This window comes from Bradyrhizobium sp. Kon56 (assembly GCF_055807635.1).
The window spans coordinates 93,338-114,164 of sequence record NZ_JBVVOU010000016.1 but is presented as its reverse complement, the minus strand read 5'-3'; the positions used below and the strand labels follow the sequence as shown (position 1 = coordinate 114,164).

Here is a 20,827-nt window from a genome sequence, read left to right as displayed (position 1 = left end):
TCCTTAAACGGCGGGCTACGCTCGCCCTCTTGGGCGCTGGGCCTGAGCCCAGGCCGCGGTGACGTCGCGCGGCGGGACGTCGACGCGCCGGATCGGCGTCAACTCGCCGGAGGCGGAGATGATCGCGGTCTCCTCGCGGCGGCAGCGCGGGCAAACGAAGCGGACCTCGTTCGGCGAAGCCGACCAGCTCGAACGTCTTACATTGGCGGCCATCGGCCAGGCTGCGCAGTGAGAGCATGACACCAGGAACCGACCGGGATCGAGCATACCCATTCCAAAGGACTCCGCGTCCTGCCATCCTTTCAATGATTGATCCATGTGAATCGTTCCGGTGCCAAAACACCGTCGAGACACCGTCGGCCCCGAACCAGGAGGCGGAGCCGCTCAGCGGGCGCCCTTGAGCGTGCACGACGTGCTGCAGGTGACCGTGTTGCCGTGGTCGCACGCCTTGCAGGCGGCAACGCACTGGGTCATGTCGCGGGGATTGAAGGAGGTAAAGTTCCGCATCGCGCACACCGGGGTCGAGCCGGTGATCTCCTGCTCCTGGTTGCAGGCTGCCGTCATGAGTCCAAACATGATGACCGCAAGGAGGCGCATGGGATCGCCCTGTGAGGCACGACAAAACAATCTCGCGAGGCGCGCTGCACCGCAGCGGGCGCCGGCATTTCCACTGCGGAAAATCGCCGCAGGCGTCCCCGCATCTGCATTGAGGATGCGCGCCAAGTGTTAAGAACGGATTGCCGGCGTCAGGCCGCAGCTTGGCTCGCTATGGCCTGCCGCATGTCCACCGCCAGCTGGCGATACCGCTCCGAGAGCTTCAGATAAAACTCACGCTTGGTGCTGTCGGTGGCGAGCCTGGCGATCAGCTCGCATTCGGCGGTGAGCGTCTCGAACCGTTCGAGCCTGTTCTCAAGTTCTGTCATCGGCGTGTCCCCATCAAACGCCTCAAGGACACCAAACCTAAGCCCGGGAAATAGGTCACTGCGAACATCGTTATCGAGTAGAATCAATTTTTCCCGCGCGGCCGACTATTTCTGCTCCAACCGCCAGGCGCCGTCCCAGCCCTCGTCCGGCGGATGGGCCTCGAACCGCGTGATACGAGCAAGCATTGCCCGCGAGGGGCCGTCGCCTGGGACGGCTTCAAGTGCCGCGTTGAAGCCGGCGCGGGCCTCGTCGAAGAGGCGGGCGCGATAGGCGGCGAGGCCTTCGGCGTAGTGAGAACGCAGGCTCTCATGCGCGGCCGTGAGTGCGCCTGCCCGGCCCATCACCTCGAAGATCGTTTGCGGCGCGCTCTGGCCGGCGACCGCAAGACGGTCGACCTCGCGCAATCCGAGGTGCGAGCCGATCGCGTCCGCCGTCGCCTGCGAGATCAGGATACGGGTGCCATAGGTCTTGTTGACGGCCTCCAGTCGTGAGGCGAGGTTCACGGCGTCGCCCATCACGGTGAAGCTCATCATCAGCTCGGAGCCGATGCTGCCGGTCAGGACCTCGCCGGTGGCGATGCCGATCCGCAGATCGCAAAGCCCGGGCATGGCGCGGATGCCGAGCAGATCCGGCAATTGCTTCTGCAGCGCGGGCACCTGATCGGCCATTTCGATCGCAGCAAGGCCTGCGAGCAGCGCCGGCTCTTCCTCCTCGATGAAGGGAGGGCCCCAATAGGCCATGATGGCGTCGCCGATATATTTGTCGATGATGCCGCGGTTGCTCCTGATCGGACCGGACATGACGGTAAAATAGTGGTTCATCACCTTGACCAGGCCGCGCGGGGTCATGCCCTCGCTCATCGCGGTGAAGCCGCTCATGTCGCAGAACATGATGGTCATCACCCGGCGCTGGCCGTCGACGGCGACCTCCGGCCGGTCAATCAGCCCCTGCACCACCTTGGGATCGATGTAGCGGCCAAAGGTCTCGCGGATGCGCTCGTTCTGGCGCAATTGCTCGACCATGCGATTGAAGGCGGAGGCGAGTTCGCCAATCTCGTCCTGCGTCGAGACACTGATGGTCTTGTCGAAGCGGCCCGCCTCGACTTCGCGGGTGCCGGCCAGCAAGAGCCGGACCGGTCGCGTGATCCCGGTGGAGACCATGATCGCAAAGGCAAGTCCGACGATCGCCGCGAGGATGGTCACGATGCCCGAGACGATGATCGCCTGGCGCTGATGGCGGATCACCTGCGCGGTGCTCACGAACACCTGCGAGAGCATCTCGGCGCGGATCGCATCGATCCGCTGGGTGAAGAGATCGCGGAGCGCGTCCACATGGACGAGCACGTCGCGCGTGGCCGCAAAGTCCTTGGCATCGAGCAGCCGGAGCAGCTTGGCGTCCTCCTCGTCGAGTTCGCGGCGAAGCTCCTTGACTGCATTCTCGATGCGCGTCTCGATCCGGGCGAGTGCCGCGTTGTCCGACGGTGTGCTCTCATCGTCGATGATCGCGTTGATCAGCTTTCGCGCGGCTTCGGCCTCCTGCTCGACCTGGGCGTCCGTTTCCCTGAAGATCTTCAGCCGCGCCGCAAAGCCCTCCTCGTCCGGCGGCGTTTGCATTTTGGCGATCACCATGCGCCGCATCGCCAGCGCCCGCTCCAGCGAACGCACATTGGACCGCGCCAGGTGGCCGTAAGCCGGAATATACCGCGCGGTCAGCTCATCCAGAAGATGGCCGACGCGGCTGGACATCACCATCGACAGGATCGCGGTGACGACCATCAGGATGATGAGGCCGAGCGCAATCCCGACGATCTTGCGCCGGATCGACTGGTTGAAAATCGGCATGGGCGCGGGACAATGGGCTGAAGGGGAAAGGCTTTGGAACCCAATACAACGGATTTGCAGCCGGGAATACGCGCAATTTGGCCGCTTCGAGGCGTCCTGAACCGCCGCAACCGTCGCGCGAGCCGTATTCGTTAATGAAGGTTAAGAGACCCGCTCGCCCCGCCGTTGCACAGGTTCCCTGGCTCCATCCGTATTTCGCCGCATTGTTGGAACAGCTTCAGGATGCGAAACGACGTCGTGTCACCATTTTGACGCCGTTTTGATTCTCGAGCCGCATCTCGTCGCGGACTTTGGTTTGTACTGGTTTCGCAGGGGGACCACGGAATGAACCAGTGCCTACGCTCGCTCGCGTGTGTCGTTGCCGTGGCCGCTTTGGCCTTCATCCCTACAGAGCTGGCAGCGAAGAGCGGTCACAAATCGTCCGCGCCGAAGAAGACGCATGAGGCGAAAACCGGCAAGCAGCGCCACGCCTCCGCCGGCAAGGCGCGGCACGGCAAGCATGCCGAGGCCAAGCGCAAGTCGAAGAAGCAGGACGACGCGCCCTCGGACAAGCCGGCAGCCCCGCCGCTGACTGGCGATCTCGCCGCGCTGAAGGATGCCATCGATCTCGCGCGGAAGGGCAAGACCGAGGACGCCAGCGCGGCGCGCGACCGCATTGCCGACCCGGCCGGACAGAAACTCGCCGACTGGTTTATGCTGCGCCATTCCGAAAGCACGGCGAATTTCAAGCGCTACGCCGCCTTCCTCGCCGCCAATCCGGACTGGCCGAGCAGCGCGCTGCTCCGCCGCCGCGCCGAGGCGCGGCTGTGGCAGGAGAAGGCCAACGCGGCGACCGTGCACAAATTCACGATGGACCGGCCGACCAGCGCCAAGGGCAAGTTCGCGCTCGCCCGCGTGCTGATGACCGAGGGCGACAGCGACAGGGCCGCGCGTCTCGTGCGCGATGCCTGGCGCACGGACGAATTGTCCGAGCGCAGTGAGGAGGATTCCTACCAAGCGTTCCGCGATCTCCTGACCGCCGAGGATCATCGCGCCCGCATGGACAAGCGGCTCGGCGCCAAGGACTATGCGGGAGCGCGGCGCGCAGCCAAGCGGCTCGGCGAGGATGCGCTCGCGATCGTCAAGGCCTGCGCCGCAGTCACCGGCAAGGCCAGCAAGGCCAAGGATTACCTGGAGGACATTTCGGCCGAGGCGCGCCGCGACCTCGGCTATGTGCTGTGCCGCGCGCAATGGCATCTCCAGAATGACCGCATCGACGACGCGGCCGAGGTGATCCTGGCCGCCGCGCCCGATACGATGGCGGCGCAAGACACCGACGCCTGGTGGCGCGAGCGCCGCCTGCTCGCGCGAAAGCTGCTCGACCAGGGCAAGTTCAAAACCGCCTATGATTTGGTGCGCTCGGCAGCCGTGCCCGCGATGGAGGTCTATCGCGCCGACTATCACTTCATGTGCGGCTGGATCGCGCTACGCTATCTCGATGATCCCAAGGCGGCGATGACGCATTTCGCCGCGATCGACGAAGGCTCCGCCAATCCGATCGCGCTGTCGCGCGCGCATTATTGGCGCGGCCGCGCGGCCGAGGCAATGAACGCACCGGCCGATGCGCGCCTGAGCTATCAGGCGGCGGCGCGCTATCCGACCGCCTATTACGGCCAGCTCGCCCGCGCCAGGCTCGGTCTCGACCGCATCGAGCTGCGTGCGCCCTCGCCCGTGCTGGCAGCAGTCGACGCGCCGCCCGCGGACGAGCGCGTGCGCGCCGCCGACATGCTCTACGGCGTCGGTGAGCGCGACATGGTGTTTTACTTCGCCGAGGATTTTGCCAAGGAGAGCACCGACGTCGCCGCACTCGAAGCGCTCGGCGAGCTCGCCGGCCGGCGCAACGATGCGCGCGTGATGCTGGAGGTCGGCAAGTCGGCGCTGGCGCGCGGGCTCGCGCTCGATCACTACGCCTTCCCGACCATCGGCATCCCTGAACATAAGCAGGTGGCGCCCGCGATCGATCCCAGCGTGATCTATTCGGTGGCGCGCACCGAAAGCTCGTTCGACCAGCGCGACAAATCGGCCGCCAACGCAGTCGGGCTGATGCAGGTGACGCCGGAAGCGGGCCGCGACACCGCAAAGCGCTTCGGCCTGACCTATGACTGGGACAAGATGGTCTCCGATCCCGTCTACAACACGCAGATGGGCGCGGCCGAGCTCAGTGCGCTCATGTCGGAATATCGCGGCAACCAGATCATGACCTTCGCCGGCTACAATGCCGGCCGGGGCCGCGTGCGCGAATGGGTGCAGGCGCGCGGCGACCCCAGGGATCCCAAGGTCGATCCGGTCGACTGGGTCGAGCGCATCCCGCTGTCGGAGACGCGCAACTACGTCCAGCGCGTGATCGAGAACGTGCTGGTCTATCGTGCGAGGTTTGAGGCCAGCAGCGTCGTCGCGGGGAAGTCCGAGCAGCGCGTTACGACGCCGAACAGGGGCGCGATGCCGACGGCATCGGCCGCAGCCGCCGCGCCCTAGCTTCGCGACGCCGGGGCTGGACGCGGCGTGAAGCTGGATGCAGTGACTGCGACCGACCTCTCTGCGCGGGTCCGCATCGTTTGGCGAGCCGTCACCTCCTTCCGTGGTCAGAGGGTTCGTACGCGCGCAGAAATGCTTCCGTCAGCGAGCGCGAGAGCGCGCCCGTCTGCAGTATCCAGTTCCAGCTCGACACCGTGATCGCTTCGAGCGAACTGCGGTAAGGCCAGAGCATTTCCACCGCCGTCTGCTGATATCGACGGTAGCAATCATAGTCGCAGTACCGCCGCTCAGCGGGCACATGGCGGACGTAACTCGCGCCCAGCGGCTGCGCGCACGCGCTGCAGGTACCGCCGTGGCGAGGCCCTTCCTGATTGACGAACATGAATCTCATCGCGATGTCCTCTCGCCCGGACGGCAAATCCACCGCCCGTTTCGCCCTCCTATCCGCTCAAGACGCCGCTCGTGTGCGCCCCTCGATCAGCGGCGCAGCTTCGCCATGAAGCGCGTAACACTCGTAGCCGCAGTAGGGCAGCAGCGTCTTCGCATCGCGCAGATAGCCGCCGCTGATCTCCTCGCAGCACCAGAGGCAGGACGTTTTGCGAAAAGGGGTCCTGCCGTTCACCAATATGAACCTCATGTGGCACCTCCGAGCGCAAAGCAGTAGACCGTGTCGACGAGAGAGGCGGACGGCGGCGGCGCGCAAAGATGGTTGCGGCCGTCGGGATTATCCCTGTTTCGCTCGACCTTCTGAGGCGGAATGAGGATGTATTTCCCGTCTTCCCGGCGCAGCGCGTAGATGCTCCCCTCGACCCGCCGTATCTCGGTCGGGTAGCAGTCGGCGGTTGTTGCAGCAAGTCAGCACCGGATTGTCCGGCATGTGCCAACTCGAATAGAACTGCTCGTGGAGGAGCAGATCCCGAGGCGGATGACGATGTGCGCCATCCTGTCCGGCCTCGTCCGCCTCCGCTCCAGTCATCAACGAAAGCGGCAGCGTGATCGCCAAGAGGAGCTTGCAACAACGGTTCAACGCGCAGCCTCCCGATACAGAATTGCCGAACGCAGCGGATCCGGTGACTGGTGCTTACGCCGCCTGAGACCGAAACAGCCATCGGCGATCGCGTTCGCGGCGCGCTCTGAAGCGATCGAGACATTTCCGGGAGCAAAGCGGCGCTCGCCAGGAATAATACCGGATCAGGCCGAACTTCCCGCTGCAGACGGCGCAGCTTTTTGCGGCGGAAGGGCGCTCGGAGTGTTCGGGCTTATCGCACATGATCCTCTCCTCCTGGCCTCTGATGGGCGCCTCTGACGGTCGAGGATCCCCACGGGCGCTGATGCACAATCATCACGTTCGTCAACGAAATGCGGCTTCTCAATCGTGACCAGATCATCGGCAAGTCAGCGCCGGCGGAGGCGAAGCTGGCCTCTTGAGTGCACGACCCCGCGCTACTCAACTGTTCAAGCGTTGCGATCGACACCACTGGATTGCCGGTGAGACTAGTCCCCATGTGACGGGCCGCTCAATTGTACGGAGGTAAATGCAGCGTATGACTAGGATTGCGCGACCTATACATAGGTTTGTCCGGTGATTTACCGGAGTTTCGTCCGCTCGCAACGAGACGGCGCAACGCTGGCAAGCTGCACGGAGCCCGCGAACTTTCGATGCGGAATCCTGCTTTGATCAGGGAATTGCCCCTGCTGTCGCAAAGTGCTCTACTCTCCCTGCCCCACGCGGGCCGGGACGCTTGCGATGATGCCTGGCCAGATCGCAAAACTAGGGAATTCGGCCGCGCAATTCCTGCTCGGCGGCCTTGCGGCGCTTCGATCTCTCGGCAATGCGGGGAAAGGCGAGTCCGCGACTGGGGATGGCTGGCGGCAGGACAATGCCGACCTGCGCGACGCCGTGAAGCAATGGCGACAAGTGTTCGAGCACAATCCGGTCATGTATTTCATGGTCGATCCGGCCGGAACGGTGCTCAACGTAAATACATTTGGCGCCGCGCAACTGGGCTACACGGCGGCCGAGTTGACCGGCCAATCTGTGCTGAACGTCTTTTTCGAAGAGGACCGCGATTTCGTCCGTCGCTGTGTCGGGCTGTGCCTGGAAACCGTGGACCAGTCGCACACCTGGGAGATTCGCAAGGTCCGGAAGGACGGCTCGGTTCTCTGGGTCCGTGAGAACGCCAAGGCCATGCGACGCGGCGACGGCACGCCGATCGTGCTGGTCGCCTGCGAAAACATCACCCAGCGCAAGGAGGCGGAGGATGCGCTGCGGCAGAGCGAGGCCTACCTTGCCCAAGCGCAGGAGTTGAGCCGCACCGGCAGCTTCGGCCTGAGCCTGGCAACCCGCGAGGCCGTCTGGTCCAGGGAGACCTTTCGCATCTTCCAATGTGACCCGCAGGTCAAACCGACGCTCGATTTCGTTTTCCAGCGCATTCATCCGGAAGATCGCAATGCGGTCAGCAAGACCCTTGATCGGGCCTTCCGTGAGGTCGGCGATTTCGACCATGAATATCGCCTGCTGATGCCCGATGGAACCATCAAATATCTCCATTCCGTGGCACGCGTGGTGAGACATGGATCCGGCCACATCGAGTTTGTCGGAGCGGTCACTGACGTCACTACGGCAAAGGAAACCGAACAGCGGCTGCGTCGCAGCGAAGCCTATCTGACCGAAGCCCAGCGCCTCAGCCACACGAGCAGCTGGGCCTGGAACGTGCGCAGTCAGGAGTTTGCCTACCGATCGGCCGAACTCTATCGCCTGTTCGGATTCAACCCGGACCAGATCGATCTGTCGGCGCAGGCTTTCCAACAACGGATCCTCGCCGAAGACTTTCGCCGGATCGTCGATGTGGAACGTCAGGCAATCCGGCAAAAGCAGCCTTTCGAAGTTGATTTTCGGATTTTGCGTCCGGACGGTTCCGTACGACACGTCCATACGGAGGGGCATCCCGTCGTCGGCGGGGACGGCGATGTCACGGAAATCATCGGCACCCACGTCGATGTCACCGAGCAGTTTGCCGCCAGACAAGCGCTGCAAAAAGCCTTTGACGAGCTCAAGCTGTCCGAGCAGCGATTTCGCGACTATGCCGAAACCGCCTCGGACTGGTTTTGGGAGAGCGGGCCGGACCACCGTATCACACGGATTTCGGAACATGCCGACACGGCCGGTCCCGTGCCCACGGGCGTGATCGGTCTCGCCCGTTGGGACATTCCACCCGATGCCGAGCTCGAGCCCGAGAAGTGGGAGCGGCATCGCGCGACGCTCGATGCCCACCTTCCGTTTCGCGACCTGGTCTACCGAAGCAAGGATCGCAACGGATCTCCGATCTACGTGCGCACCAGCGGCAAGCCCTTGCACGACGCGAACGGCAACTTTCTCGGTTATCGTGGCGTCAGCAGCGACGTGACGGCGGCCATCCGCGCCGAGCAGGCCGAAGAAGCACTGCGCAAGGCGCAAGCCGAACTAGCTCACGTGACGCGCGTCACGATGCTCGGCGAACTCACGGCCTCGATCGCCCACGAGATCAATCAGCCCTTGGCCGCCGTGATCTCCAATGCGGATGCCTGTATCGGATGGCTCGGCCGCGAACCAGCCCAACTGAATGCCGCACGCCGTTCCGTGGAATGGATCGTCGAGGACGCCAATCGCGCCAGCGAGGTGATCCGCCGGATCAGAACGCTTGCGAAGAAGACCGAGATCGAGATGGCTCCGGTCGACATGAACCAGCTCGTCAGGGAGACGGTGGCGCTCGTCCGCCGCGAGCTTGCCACCCATGCCGTGTCGGTACGAATGGAGCTGGCGTCCGCTCTACCCAGCGTTTGCGGCGACCGGATCCAGCTGCAGCAGGTGCTGATCAACCTAGTCATGAACGGGATTGAAGCCATGCACGCCAATGTGGACCGTCCGCGCGAGCTTGCGATCCGCTCCAGCCAGGCGAGCGAGCACGGCGAAGGCCGCATGCTCCTGATCGTGACAGACAGCGGGGTCGGCCTCGGCGACGGCGCGACGGAGCGCATCTTCACACCTTTCTTCACGACAAAGCCGAGCGGCCTGGGGATGGGACTGTCGATCTGCCGATCGATCATCGAGGCTCATGCGGGCCGGCTCTCGGCCTTCCCCAATGACGGAAGCGGAGCAACATTCCAGATTGCCCTGCCCTTGCCGATCGAGGACACGTCGTGACCGACCTTCCCAAGGTGGCGACGGTGCAGACGAGTTCCGACGATCCGATCGTCTTGATCGTCGACGACGATCCATCGATGCGCCGTGCGCTCACCAACCTCTTTCAATCCGTCGGCCTCAAGGTCGAGGCTTTCGGCTCCGCGGCGGAGATCATGGAAGCCAAGCCACCGGCGGTCCCCAGCTGCCTTGTGCTCGACATCCGCCTGCCGGGCTCAAGCGGCTTTGACCTGCAGTCGGACCTAGCGAAGGCGAACATTCACACGCCCATTATCTTCATCACCGGTCATGGTGATATTCCGATGACCGTCAGGGCCATGAAGAGCGGCGCCATTGATTTTCTGACCAAGCCGGTGCGCGACCAGGACATGCTGGATGCGGTTCAGGCCGCGATCGAACGGGATCGCAAGCGACGCAATGCCGAGGAGTCGGTCGCGGGAGTGCGGTCCCGATTCGAGGGTTTGAGCGCGCGCCAGCGCGACATCCTCGCCCTGGTGGCGTCCGGCCTGATGAACAAGCAAGTCGCTGCCGAGCTCGGATTGGCTGAGATTACCGTCAAGATCTACCGCGGGCAGATCATGCGGAAAATGGGCGCCAAGTCGTTGGCCGATCTCGTCAGAATGGTGGAGGCGCTCGGAATCTCACGCCCGGGCGGAAAGGTGCAAACCTAAGTATGCTTTTCAAGCTCGCTCCAAGGGCTCACTTTCGTCAAGTGCGGCACCGTGATCGGCGGCTCCCGATCAGGAGCGATCATCTTGTCAATCCCCTCGGCCATTTCCGTCATTGACGATGATCGATCAGTCCGCCTTGCGACCAATAATCTGCTGAGGTCGCGGGGATACACGGTCAACATCTTTCGCTCCGCTGACGAATTTCTTCAATCGGCCGAACTGAAGACGACGTCCTGCGTGATCGCGGATGTGCAGATGTCGTTGATGGGCGGCCTTGAGCTCTTGACGCACATGCGCAGCCTTGGTCACCACACGCCCTTCATTTTCATGACGGCTTTTCCCGACGATGCCGTGCGGGACCGCGCGCTGAAGGCGGGCGCTATCTGCTTTCTGGCGAAGCCGTTCTCCACGCCCGCTCTGCTTGAATGTCTGCGGATGGCCCTGTCCGGCTCTGATCAAACCGAGACGTGATACGCTGGCGCCGAGCCCCGGCGACACGGCGCTCACTCCACCTTGATGTTCGCCGCCTTGATCATTGGCCACCACTTCGCGATCTCCGCCTTCTGGCGGGCGCCGAGGGCTTCGGGCGTGAGCTGATCCTGCGGCGTCATCTCAAGCCCTTGGCTTTCGAGCTGCTTCTTCACGCCGGGATCGTTCAGCGCTTCCACGGCTGCGGCATTGAGTTTGGCGACGATCGCTTTCGGCGTGCCCTTCGGCACCCACATGCCTGACCACAGCGTCATGTTGAAGCCCTTCAGGCCCGCCTCCTCCGCCGTCGGGATGTCGGGCGCCGACGACAGGCGCTTGTCATCGGTGATGGCGTAGGCGCGAATGGTGCCGGCGCGGACCTGGTTGATGGAGTTCGAGGTCTGGTCGACGATGACGTCGATCTGGCCGGCAATGAGATCGTTCAGGGCGGGCGCGGTGCCGCGATACGGTACGTATTGCAGCTTGATGCCGCTGACGCTCTCGAAATAGACCCCGGCGATGTGGCTACCCGAGCCCGCGCCGGCGGTGCCGGCGGTCGGCGGCGACGGTCGCGACTTCAGCCAGTCCAGCAGCTCCTTCAGCGAGGTCGCGGGCACCGCGTTCTTGCTGACGACGATCATCGGATTGCTCGGCAGCAGCACCACCGGCTCCAGGTCCGCGACCAGGTCGTAATTGAGCTTGTAGACGGCGCCGTTGGCGACGTGGGTGCCGAGATGGCCGAACGAGATCGTGTAGCCGTCGGGGGCCGAATGCACGGCGCGGCCGACGCCGATCGAGCCGCCCGCGCCGGTGACGTTCTCGATCACCAGCGGCTGCCCAAGCGATGTCCGCATCCGCTCGGCAAGCACTCGCGCCATCGCATCCGACGGACCGCCGGCGGCGAAGGGAACGATGATGGTGATGGGACGCGAGGGATAGTCGTCGGCGCGCGCGGCGCCTGCAACAGCGAGAATAGCAATCAGCGCAGCCCAGGCGGCCTTCATTGTCTTCTCCCAGCAATGTCATTGTTGTTTTTGTCTCTTCCCGCGTACGGGAAGAGGGATCGTTCGTGAAGGGACGAAATGCCGCGCTAGAACTGCGAATAGTCGATCGGCTTATGACGATCGAGCGTGCGGGTGACCGGCGGCAGCGGGTATTTCAGGCCTGTGGCGCAATTGAACAGCATCACGCGGTCGGACTTGCTGACGCGGCCGTCGGCGAGGCTGTCCTTGTAGGCGGCGTAGGTGGCAGCACCTTCGGGGCAGAGCAACAGCCCCTCCTCGCGCGCGACCTCGCTGAGCGCCGATGAGATCTTATCGTCGTCGACGGCAATGGCAAAACCGTTGCTCTGCCGCACCGCGCGCAAAATGAGAAAGTCGCCGATCGCCTGCGGCACGCGAATGCCTGACGCGATGGTGTGAGCGTCCTCCCAGCGCGTCGCATGCTCGGTGCCGGCCTCATAGGCGCGCACCATGGGCGCGCAGCCGGAGGCTTGCACCGCGACCATGCGCGGGCGCTTGCTGCCGATGAAGCCGATTTTCTCTAGTTCGTCGAACGCCTTCCACATGCCGATCAGGCCGGTGCCGCCGCCGGTCGGATAGAAGATCACGTCGGGCACGTCCCAGCCGAGCTGCTCGGCGAGTTCGAGCCCCATCGTCTTCTTGCCTTCGATGCGGTACGGCTCCTTCAAGGTCGAGGTGTCGAACCAGCCGACTTTCGCCTTGCCCTCGCCGACGATCTTGCCGCAATCGTCGATATAGCCGTTGACGCGGTAGACGGTGGCGCCCTGCAGCTCGATCTCGCTGACGTTCACCTCCGGCGTATCGGCCGGGCAGAAGATCGTGGTCTTGATGCCGCAGGAGGTCGCATAAGCCGCAAGCGCCGCGCCGGCATTGCCGTTGGTCGGCATCGCCATATGCTTGATGCCGAGCGCCTTGCCCATCGACACCGCCATCACGAGGCCGCGCGCCTTGAACGAGCCGGTCGGCAAGCGCCCCTCGTCCTTGACGATGATCTCGCCGCCGCCGAGTTTTGCACCGAGCTTGGGCAGCCGGATCAGCGGCGTCGTGACCTCGCCGAGCGAGACGATATCCTGACATTTACGCACCGGCAAAAGCTCGCGGTAGCGCCACATGTCGGCGGGGCGCTGGGCGAGCGCGTCTTTCGTCAGCGCCGTCTTCACACCGGCAAGGTCGTAGCGCACCAGCAGCGGCTTGCCGGCCTTGGAGAGGTTGTGGACCCGGTCGGCGGCGTAATGATCGCCCTCCATCGCGCATTCGAGATGGGTGACGAAGGTCGGGCGTTCGATGGTGAGGTTGTCGTTGTCTTGCATGGGGTGATTTCCTTCTTGTTTTGCAAACAGATCCCTCCGCTCGTCATTGCGAGCGCAGCGGAGCAATCCAGAGTCTTTCCGCGGAGGCAGTCTGGATTGCTTCGCTTCGCTCGCAATGACGGTGGTGGGCGGCGATGCGCGCCCGTCAAATATTCAGCACCCGTCCATACGCATCCAGCACGGCTTCCTTCATCATCTCCGACAGGGTCGGATGCGGGAACACCGTGTGCATCAGCTCCTCTTCCGTGGTCTCAAGGTTCATGGAGACGACGTAGCCCTGGATCAGCTCGGTGACCTCCGCGCCGATCATGTGGGCGCCAAGCAGCTGGCCGGTCTTCTTGTCGAAGATCACCTTGACCAAGCCCTGGTCCTCGCCGAGCGCGATGGCCTTGCCGTTGCCGACGAAGGGGAAGCGGCCGACGCGGATCTCGCGGCCGTTCTCCTTGGCCTTGGCTTCGGTGAGGCCGACGGAGGCCACCTGCGGCTGACAATAGGTGCAGCCCGGGATCAGGTTCTTGTCCATGGCGTGCGGATGCAGGCCCTTGATCGCCTCGACGCAGATCACGCCTTCATGTTCGGCCTTGTGAGCCAGCATCGGCGGCCCCGCGACATCGCCGATGGCATAGATGCCGGGGATGTTGGTCTTGCCGTAGCCGTCGATCACGATGACGCCGCGATCCGTTTTCACGCCGAGCTTCTCGAGTCCAAGGTTCTCGATGTTGCCGACGACGCCGACCGCCGAGATCACGCGCTCGAACTCGGTCGTCACAGGCTTGCCCTTGCCGTCGTCAATGGTAGCGACGACGCTGTCCGCCTTCTTCTCGAGCTTGGTCACCTTGGTCGAGGACAGGATCTTGATGCCCTGCTTCTCGAAACGTTTGCGGGCCAGGCCGGCGATCTCGGCGTCCTCCACCGGCAGGATCTGCGGCAGCACTTCGACCACGGTGACGTCCGAGCCCATGGTGTGGAAGAAGGAGGCGAACTCGATGCCGATCGCGCCGGAGCCGACGACCAGCAGCGATTTCGGCATCCGCTCCGGCACCATCGCCTCGAAATAAGTCCAGATCAGCTTCTTGTCGGGTTCGAGGCCCGGCAGCACCCGCGGCCGCGCGCCGGTCGCGACGATAATGTGTTTGGCCTGATACGTCCCCTCGCCCAGCGCACCCTTGGGGCCCTCGACGTCCGACTTCTTCACGGTAACTTTGCCGGGCGCATCGATCGAGGCCGCGCCCCAGATCACGCTGACCTTGTTCTTCTTCATCAGGAAGCCAACGCCATCGTTCAGCCGCTTCGAGACACCGCGCGAGCGCTGCACCACCGCCTTCGGGTCGAACGAGACGTTGTCGGCCGACAGGCCGTAGTCCTTGGCGTGCTGCATGTAGTGGTAGATCTCGGCCGAGCGCAGCAGCGCCTTGGTCGGGATGCAGCCCCAGTTCAGGCAGATGCCGCCGAGATAGGATTTCTCGACGATCGCGACCTTGAAGCCGAGCTGGGCGGCGCGGATTGCGGTGACATAGCCGCCCGGACCGGAGCCGATGATGATGATGTCGAAGGATGTGTCGGCCATGGCGGCTCCCATTCAACTCAAGAGGCGCCGCGGGCGCGGCGCTTGATCAGAAAAGACCTCACCAGCCATTCGAGCATCGTCGCCAAAGCCATTACGGCCAAGGCAATCAGCACGACCGGCTGGGCGATGTTCCGTGCCAGTTGTTCACCGGCAAAGAACGCGGAGTAAAGAAGATCGAGCCCAATCGGGTTGAGCGCGACGACTGCTCCAAGCAGCAGCGACATCCATGGCCAGCGGGTACGGACATGCAACGTTGCCCCCTCTACCGCGCGTCAGACCATCATCATGACGGGATTTTCGATCAGCTGCTTGAAGGCGCCGATCAGTTCGGCGCCGAGCGCGCCGTCGATGGCGCGGTGATCGCAGGACAGGGTCACGCTCATCATGTTCGCGATCTCGATCTTGCCGCCGCGGACTACAGGCCGCTCCTCGCTGGTGCCGACCGCGAGGATGGTCGCATGCGGCGGATTGATCACGGCAGTGAAGTGGCTGATGCCGAACATGCCGAGGTTCGAGACGGCCGTCGTGCCGCCCTGGTACTCTTCGGGCTTCAGCTTGCGCGAGCGCGCGCGTGCCGCAAAATCCTTCATCTCGTTGGAGATGGTCGACAGCGTCTTGGTCTCGGCCTTGCGGATGATCGGCGTGATCAGGCCGCCCGGCATCGCCACGGCGACGCCGACGTCGGAATGGTGATGCTTGACCATGCCGGATTCGGTCCAGCTCACATTGCAATTCGGGATCTTCTGCAGCGCCACCGCCATCGCCTTGATGACGAAGTCGTTGACCGAGATCTTGTAGAGCGGCTTCTTCTCCTTGTCCTTGGGAGCAGCCGCATTGATCTCCTCGCGCGCGGCGAGCAGCTTGCCGATGTCGCAGTCGATGGTGAGATAGAAGTGCGGGACGTTCTGGATCGACGCGGTCAGACGCTGCGCAATCGTGCGGCGCATGCCGTCATGCGGGACCACCTCGTAGGAGCCCGGCTCGAACAGCGACAGGATCTGCTTGTCCGACATGGTCGGCGCGCTCGAGGGCGCGCCCGACGGCGCCGCCGCGGGAGCCTTGAGGCCCTTGCCGGACTTGGCCTGCTCCACGTCGCGCGCGACCACGCGGCCGTGCGGGCCGGTGCCGGTCACCATCGCAACATCGACGCCAGCTTCCTTGGCGAGCCGGCGCGCCAGCGGCGAGGAGAACACGCGGCCGGCATGGCCGTTGCTCTGCGCAGCCGGTGCTGCGGCCTGCGGTGCAGGTGCTGCGGCGGGCGCCGGCGCGGCCTTGGGCGCAGCAGGCGCAGGAGCCGGCGCAGCAGCGGGAGCTTCAGCAGCTTTCGGAGGTGCGGTGGAAGCACTGGGCTTGGCGGCACCTGCCGCCTTCACGTCCTCGCCCTCGCCGGCCAGCACCGCGATCACATCATTGACCGGGACGTCCTGCGTGCCCTCGGGCACGAGGATCCTGGCGATCGTGCCCTCGTCGATGGCCTCGACCTCCATGGTCGCCTTGTCGGTCTCGATCTCGGCGATGACATCGCCGGATTTGACCTTGTCGCCTTCCTTCTTCAGCCACTTGGCGAGGTTGCCCTTCTCCATCGTCGGCGAAAGAGCGGGCATCAGGATGTTGATGGGCATGCTGACCTCAAGAAGAACTTTGCAAAAATCCGTCTCCGGACCGAAGACGAACAGACCACGTTAGTTGCCGATGTCGCCCTGCCACAGGCGCTCATTGGCAGGGATGGAACGCCAATTCTTCATCATGGTGATGGAGCGGTCGTCGGCAAGGTCGATCCACGGGATGCCGAACTTGTCGAGAATGTCCTTGGAGCCCTCGAAGGTAACGGACTCTCCAATCACCACGAGCTTCACCTTGAACAGTGCGAGCGCACCGGCACACATCGCGCATGGCGACAGCGTGGTGTACATGACGGTATCGTGGAACGAAATCGCACCCGCCTCGCGCAGGCAACTCATCTCGCCGTGCAGGATCGGGTTGTTTTCCTGCACGCGGTTGTTGTGGCCGCGGGCAATGACCTTGTTGTCGCGGGTCAGCACGGCGCCGATCGGCAGGCCGCCTTGCACGATCGAGGCTTCCGCCTCGCGGATCGCCTCCAGCATGAAATCGAAATGATAGGCTTCGATCGCCACGGTCAGTGCCCCTTCCCGCGCGGCGTCGTGGTGCCGGTGTCGGTGGGACGCTCGATCTCGGCCTGGAACATCTCGATGATCCGGTTCAGCGCGTCCTCCTCGGTGTATTCGCTCTCGCGCGCATAGGCGCGCGCGGCGTGACGGGCGAGATCGACGAGCAGCAGGCCCCACATGTCGGGCTCGTCGAAGGCCCGCTGGAACGCCATCGACAGCCCGCCGTCCAGCACGAACACGCGCAGGATCTCGACCGCATCATCGCGGACGAGGACGTCGGGTGGCAATGGCTGCTCCTTCGGACCCGCCATGGTCTACCTGTAGCAGACGGCTTTGGCGGCCTCGACCACTTCGGCAGCCGAAGGCAGCGCGAGCTTTTCCAGGTTCGCGGCATACGGCATCGGCACGTCCTTGCCGGAGACCCGGGTTACAGGCGCATCCAGATAGTCGAAGGCATGCTCCATGATCCGCGCGGCGATCTCGGCGCCGACACCGCTCTGGGCCCAGCCCTCTTCCACCGTGACGGCACGTCCCGTCTTCTTGACGGAGTTGACGATGGTGTCGGTATCCATCGGACGCAGCGTGCGCAGGTCGATCACTTCGGCCTCGATGCCGTCCTTGGCGAGTTCGTCGGCGGCCTTCAGCGCGTAGCTCATGCCGTTCGACCACGAGATGATCGTGACATGGCTGCCGGAGCGCACGATGCGCGCCTTGCCGATCGGAATCACGAAATCGTCGAGCTTCGGCACCTCGCCAGTGTGGCCGTAGAGCATTTCGTTCTCGAGGAAGATCACCGGATTGGGATCGCGGATCGCAGCCTTGAGCAGGCCCTTGTAATCAGCGGCCGAGAACGGCGCGACGACCTTGAGGCCGGGGACGTTCGAATACCAGGACGAATAATCCTGGCTGTGCTGGGCGGCCACGCGGGAAGCGGCGCCGTTGGGCCCGCGGAATACGATGGAGCAGCCCATCTGGCCGCCGGACATATAGAGCGTCTTGGCCGCGGAGTTGATGATCTGGTCGATCGCCTGCATAGCGAAGTTGAAGGTCATGAACTCGACAATCGGCTTCAACCCGGTCATCGCGGCGCCGACGCCGATGCCGGCAAAGCCGTGCTCCGTGATTGGCGTGTCGATGACGCGCTTGGCGCCGAATTCTTGAAGCAGCCCTTGCGTCACCTTGTAGGCGCCTTGGTATTCGGCAACCTCTTCGCCCATCACGAAGACGTCGGCATCGCGGCGCATCTCTTCGGCCATAGCATCGCGCAGGGCTTCGCGGATGGTCTGCGTCACCATCTCGGTGCCTGCGGGCACTTCCGGGTCGGGTTCTGCGACGGCCTGCGGCGCCGGCGCAGCCTTGGGAGCTGGAGCCTCGGTCTTCGCGGCGGCAGGGGCTACGGATTCGGCAGCCTTCTGCTGCTGGGCAGGCGCGGGCGCCTTGGCGAGATCGGCGGCACTTTCGCCATCGGCCAGAATTGTCGCGATCGGTGTGTTCACGGCAACGTCGGCGGTGCCCTCGGGGATCAGGATCTTGCCGAGCGTACCTTCATCGGTCGCCTCGACCTCCATGGTCGCCTTGTCGGTCTCGATCTCGGCGATGACGTCGCCGGACTTGATCGTCTCACCCTCTTTTTTCAGCCATTTGGAGAGGTTGCCCTTCTCCATCGTGGGCGACAACGCGGGCATCAGCACTTGAATTGGCATATCGGCTCCAAAAGAAAGCTTGCGCGCGTTCAGCGGTAAATATCGGTCCAGAGCTCGGCGGCATCCGGCTCGGGATCATGCTGGGCGAAATCGGCGGACGCGTTGACGATGTCGCGCACCTCGGCGTCGATCGCCTTCAGATCCTGCTCGCTGACCTTGGCGGCCAACAGGCGGTTGCGCACCTGCTCGATCGGATCCTGGTCGTGGCGGACTTTTTCGACCTCCTCGCGCGTTCTGTACTTTGCGGGATCGGACATCGAGTGGCCGCGATAACGGTAGGTCTGCATCTCCAGGATGAAGGGTCCCTTGCCGGCGCGGCACCAGGCCGCCGCCTCGTCGCCGGCGGCCTTCACGGCGCGGACGTCCATGCCGTCGACCTGCTGGCCGGGAATGTTGAAGGAGGCGCCGCGCTTGGAGAAATCCTGCTGCGCCGAGGCGCGCGAGACCGAAGTGCCCATGGCGTAGCGGTTGTTCTCGATGACGTAGATCACCGGCAGCTTCCAGAGCTCCGCCATGTTGAAGCTCTCATAGACCTGGCCCTGGTTGGCCGCGCCGTCGCCGAAATAGGTGACGCTGACATTGTCGTTGTCGCGATAGTGATTGGCGAAAGCGAGCCCGGTGCCGAGCGAGACCTGTGCGCCGACGATGCCGTGGCCGCCGTAAAAGTGCTTCTCCTTGCTGAACATATGCATGGAGCCGCCCTTGCCCTTGGAATAGCCGCCGCGACGGCCGGTGAGCTCGGCCATGACGCCTTTGGCCTCCATGCCGGTGGCGAGCATATGGCCGTGATCGCGATAGCCGGTGATGACCTGATCGCCCGGCTTCAGGGCCATCTGCATCCCGACCACCACGGCCTCCTGGCCGATATAAAGGTGGCAGAAGCCGCCGATCGCGCCCATGCCGTAGAGCTGGCCGGCCTTTTCCTCGAACCGCCGGATCAGGAGCATGTCGCGGAGCGCCTTGAGCTCCTGCTCTCTGGTGAATTCCGGGGGCGAACCGCCGTCGGTCTTGTCCTGTGCAGTACTCGCGGCGGCTTTCTTGGGTGCGGCCATGGGAATTCCGGGTCAGAGAAAACTTCAGCCCTGTCTAACCCAAGTCAAACGCCCTTGGAAAGCACCGCGGCGGCATGGCACGCCTTTCATTATGCCGCACTGCAACGCGATCGTAATATTGCAAAATCTTTGACGCGGATCGGGCAACATTTAGCTCCCCGACTCCCGCATCGTGTGTGGAATACCGATCGCAGACCCGCTCACGTCAGCCGCAGGAAGCAACGGGCTGCTTGCATATCGCAATCGCGCTGGCTCGATGGAGTCAGCGGCAGACCGCAAACCCCGCAAATGGCGCTTGTGCCGCTCGCGTGTCAGTTCGCCGGGATCGTCCGGACGAGATCGCGCGGATTGACGTAGTCGAGCTGGAAGCGCGCCCGCTCGTCCAGCATGTCGGGGTCGATCTTCGCGGAGCGCAGCAGCGAAACGCGCTGCTCGCTCCTGGCGCGCTCGCGCTTGAGCTGCGCCAGTTCGCTGGTCAGCGCCACGATCTCCTGGTCGAGCTCCTGGCGGGCGTTGAGGCCGTATTTGCCGGTATAGGCGTTGACGCCGAAATAGCCGACGATGGCGGCCGCCATCGCATAGAGGGCAAGACCGGTCAGGATCGATTTCAGGCGCGCGCGGGAGACCATCCTGGGAAGATGGGACAGGTTGGTTAAGGGCGTGCTAATTGCCCGCCCGCTTGGCGTTCCAATGCCTGGCTCAGCCGTCATGCCCGGCCTTGTGCCGGGCATCCACGTTCTTCGTCAATTTGGCAAAGACGTGGATGGCCGGGACATCTAGCGCGAAGACGCGCTTCGCGCTTTTGCCCGGCCATGACGGAGACCCGGGGTTCGCGGCCTCAGCCGTGATGCTTCGCGACGTGCACCGCAAACGCGTCGATATAGGCCTGGAGCACCGGCTTCAAGGACTCCTTGGTCAGGTTGCCGTCGGCATCGAACGCGTCGCCCACCCCGTTCAGATAGGCCTCCGGCTGCTGCATGATCGGGCCGGAAATGCCCGGCAGGATGTTCTGGAGCGTCTTGGCGGCACTGACGCCGCCGAGCGGGCCCGGCGAGTTCGCGATGATGCCGACCGGCTTGTCGTTGAACGAGCTCTTGCCATAGGGCCGCGAGGCGACGTCGATGGCGTTCTTCAGCACCCCCGGGATCGCGCGATTGTATTCCGGCGTGACGAAGATGACGCCGTCCGATTTCTGGATTTTTTCGCGGAAAGACAGCCAATCCGCCGGCGGCGCTCCCTCGAGGTCCTGGTTGAAGAACGAGATGCCGGCCGGCGTGATGACCTCGAGCTTGAGCGAGGCCGGCGCGAGCTTGGCGAGCGCATTGGCGATCTTGAGCGAAAAGCTGTCCTTACGCAGGCTGCCGGCGATCGTGACGATATTGTAGGCCATAGAGTGTCCTCGAAATCTTCAGCGGGAGTGCGGGGTCGGCACTTAAGCGATCTCGA

21 protein-coding genes are annotated in these 20,827 nt (G+C 63.8%); 5 read left to right on the top strand and 16 right to left on the bottom strand.

Annotation, left to right across the window (positions count from 1 at the left end; translation table 11 throughout):
• The first annotated feature begins 58 nt into the window (after positions 1–58).
• Complete coding sequence (locus AC0L3B_RS24155) at positions 59–232, top strand: hypothetical protein (protein ID WP_018458042.1); 174 nt, start codon at positions 59–61, stop codon at positions 230–232.
• Between the two features lie 152 nt (positions 233–384).
• On the opposite strand, the gene AC0L3B_RS24150 is transcribed toward AC0L3B_RS24155, so the two are convergent.
• The 3 genes from AC0L3B_RS24150 to AC0L3B_RS24140 all read right to left on the bottom strand — a co-directional run bounded on the left by AC0L3B_RS24150 (position 385) and on the right by AC0L3B_RS24140 (position 2,765).
• Positions 385–597 (bottom strand): hypothetical protein, encoded by a 213-nt coding sequence (locus AC0L3B_RS24150; protein ID WP_085353209.1) that lies wholly within the window; start codon positions 595–597, stop codon positions 385–387.
• Positions 598–746: 149 nt separating this feature from the next.
• A complete protein-coding gene (locus tag AC0L3B_RS24145) occupies positions 747–923 on the bottom strand; it encodes a hypothetical protein (protein WP_018458044.1) in 177 nt (58 codons plus the stop codon).
• Between the two features lie 105 nt (positions 924–1,028).
• Positions 1,029–2,765 (bottom strand): adenylate/guanylate cyclase domain-containing protein, encoded by a 1,737-nt coding sequence (locus AC0L3B_RS24140; protein ID WP_473381131.1) that lies wholly within the window; start codon positions 2,763–2,765, stop codon positions 1,029–1,031.
• Positions 2,766–3,089: 324 nt separating this feature from the next.
• Here AC0L3B_RS24140 and AC0L3B_RS24135 point away from each other — a divergent pair, with 324 nt between their 5' ends.
• Positions 3,090–5,279, top strand: a complete 2,190-nt coding sequence (locus tag AC0L3B_RS24135; RefSeq protein ID WP_018458046.1) for a lytic transglycosylase domain-containing protein — start codon at positions 3,090–3,092, stop codon at positions 5,277–5,279.
• A gap of 91 nt (positions 5,280–5,370) precedes the next feature.
• Here the strand turns inward: AC0L3B_RS24135 and AC0L3B_RS24130 are convergent, their stop codons facing one another.
• Together AC0L3B_RS24130 and AC0L3B_RS24125 are read right to left on the bottom strand one after the other, a co-directional pair.
• A complete protein-coding gene (locus tag AC0L3B_RS24130; protein ID WP_231188451.1) occupies positions 5,371–5,661 on the bottom strand; it encodes a hypothetical protein in 291 nt (96 codons plus the stop codon).
• 66 nt (positions 5,662–5,727) lie between these two features.
• Entirely contained in the window at positions 5,728–5,916 is a 189-nt protein-coding gene (locus AC0L3B_RS24125; protein ID WP_039800268.1) for a hypothetical protein, read from the bottom strand.
• A gap of 1,110 nt (positions 5,917–7,026) precedes the next feature.
• Between AC0L3B_RS24125 and AC0L3B_RS24120 the strand changes: the two genes are divergently transcribed.
• The 3 genes from AC0L3B_RS24120 (at position 7,027) to AC0L3B_RS24110 (ending at position 10,601) form a co-directional block, all read left to right on the top strand.
• A complete protein-coding gene (locus AC0L3B_RS24120; protein WP_026233490.1) occupies positions 7,027–9,462 on the top strand; it encodes a PAS domain-containing sensor histidine kinase in 2,436 nt (811 codons plus the stop codon).
• A complete protein-coding gene (locus tag AC0L3B_RS24115) occupies positions 9,459–10,130 on the top strand; it encodes a response regulator transcription factor (protein WP_018458051.1) in 672 nt (223 codons plus the stop codon). The genes AC0L3B_RS24120 and AC0L3B_RS24115 overlap by 4 nt, the downstream gene beginning before the upstream one ends.
• Before the next feature lie 84 nt (positions 10,131–10,214).
• The gene (locus AC0L3B_RS24110) at positions 10,215–10,601 is read left to right on the top strand and encodes a response regulator transcription factor (protein ID WP_473381144.1); all 387 of its coding nucleotides are present in this window, start codon (positions 10,215–10,217) and stop codon (positions 10,599–10,601) included.
• Positions 10,602–10,633: 32 nt separating this feature from the next.
• Here the strand turns inward: AC0L3B_RS24110 and AC0L3B_RS24105 are convergent, their stop codons facing one another.
• From AC0L3B_RS24105 to AC0L3B_RS24055, 11 genes are all read right to left on the bottom strand, one after another.
• Positions 10,634–11,602, bottom strand: coding sequence for a tripartite tricarboxylate transporter substrate binding protein BugD (locus AC0L3B_RS24105; protein ID WP_473381130.1), 969 nt, complete (start codon positions 11,600–11,602; stop codon positions 10,634–10,636).
• A gap of 86 nt (positions 11,603–11,688) precedes the next feature.
• Positions 11,689–12,930 carry a threonine synthase gene (locus AC0L3B_RS24100; RefSeq protein ID WP_085353217.1) on the bottom strand — a complete coding sequence of 414 codons (1,242 nt, stop codon included), beginning with the start codon at positions 12,928–12,930 and terminating at the stop codon, positions 11,689–11,691.
• Positions 12,931–13,075: 145 nt separating this feature from the next.
• Entirely contained in the window at positions 13,076–14,497 is a 1,422-nt protein-coding gene (gene lpdA / locus AC0L3B_RS24095; protein ID WP_446481456.1) for a dihydrolipoyl dehydrogenase, read from the bottom strand.
• Between the two features lie 17 nt (positions 14,498–14,514).
• Entirely contained in the window at positions 14,515–14,721 is a 207-nt protein-coding gene (locus tag AC0L3B_RS24090; protein WP_018458056.1) for a hypothetical protein, read from the bottom strand.
• Positions 14,722–14,769: 48 nt separating this feature from the next.
• Positions 14,770–16,119 (bottom strand): pyruvate dehydrogenase complex dihydrolipoamide acetyltransferase, encoded by a 1,350-nt coding sequence (locus AC0L3B_RS24085; protein WP_473381129.1) that lies wholly within the window; start codon positions 16,117–16,119, stop codon positions 14,770–14,772.
• 60 nt (positions 16,120–16,179) lie between these two features.
• A complete protein-coding gene (locus AC0L3B_RS24080; protein WP_085353221.1) occupies positions 16,180–16,632 on the bottom strand; it encodes a nucleoside deaminase in 453 nt (150 codons plus the stop codon).
• A gap of 2 nt (positions 16,633–16,634) precedes the next feature.
• Complete coding sequence (locus tag AC0L3B_RS24075) at positions 16,635–16,937, bottom strand: DUF5076 domain-containing protein (RefSeq protein WP_007590623.1); 303 nt, start codon at positions 16,935–16,937, stop codon at positions 16,635–16,637.
• Positions 16,938–16,940: 3 nt separating this feature from the next.
• Entirely contained in the window at positions 16,941–18,329 is a 1,389-nt protein-coding gene (locus tag AC0L3B_RS24070) for a pyruvate dehydrogenase complex E1 component subunit beta (RefSeq protein ID WP_026233491.1), read from the bottom strand.
• Positions 18,330–18,358: 29 nt separating this feature from the next.
• A complete protein-coding gene (gene pdhA, locus AC0L3B_RS24065; RefSeq protein WP_085353223.1) occupies positions 18,359–19,381 on the bottom strand; it encodes a pyruvate dehydrogenase (acetyl-transferring) E1 component subunit alpha in 1,023 nt (340 codons plus the stop codon).
• 311 nt (positions 19,382–19,692) lie between these two features.
• Positions 19,693–20,010 carry an FtsB family cell division protein gene (locus AC0L3B_RS24060; RefSeq protein ID WP_007590617.1) on the bottom strand — a complete coding sequence of 106 codons (318 nt, stop codon included), beginning with the start codon at positions 20,008–20,010 and terminating at the stop codon, positions 19,693–19,695.
• A 209-nt stretch (positions 20,011–20,219) separates the two neighbouring features.
• Positions 20,220–20,771, bottom strand: coding sequence for an NADPH-dependent FMN reductase (locus AC0L3B_RS24055; RefSeq protein WP_085353225.1), 552 nt, complete (start codon positions 20,769–20,771; stop codon positions 20,220–20,222).
• Positions 20,772–20,827: the final 56 nt, after the last annotated feature.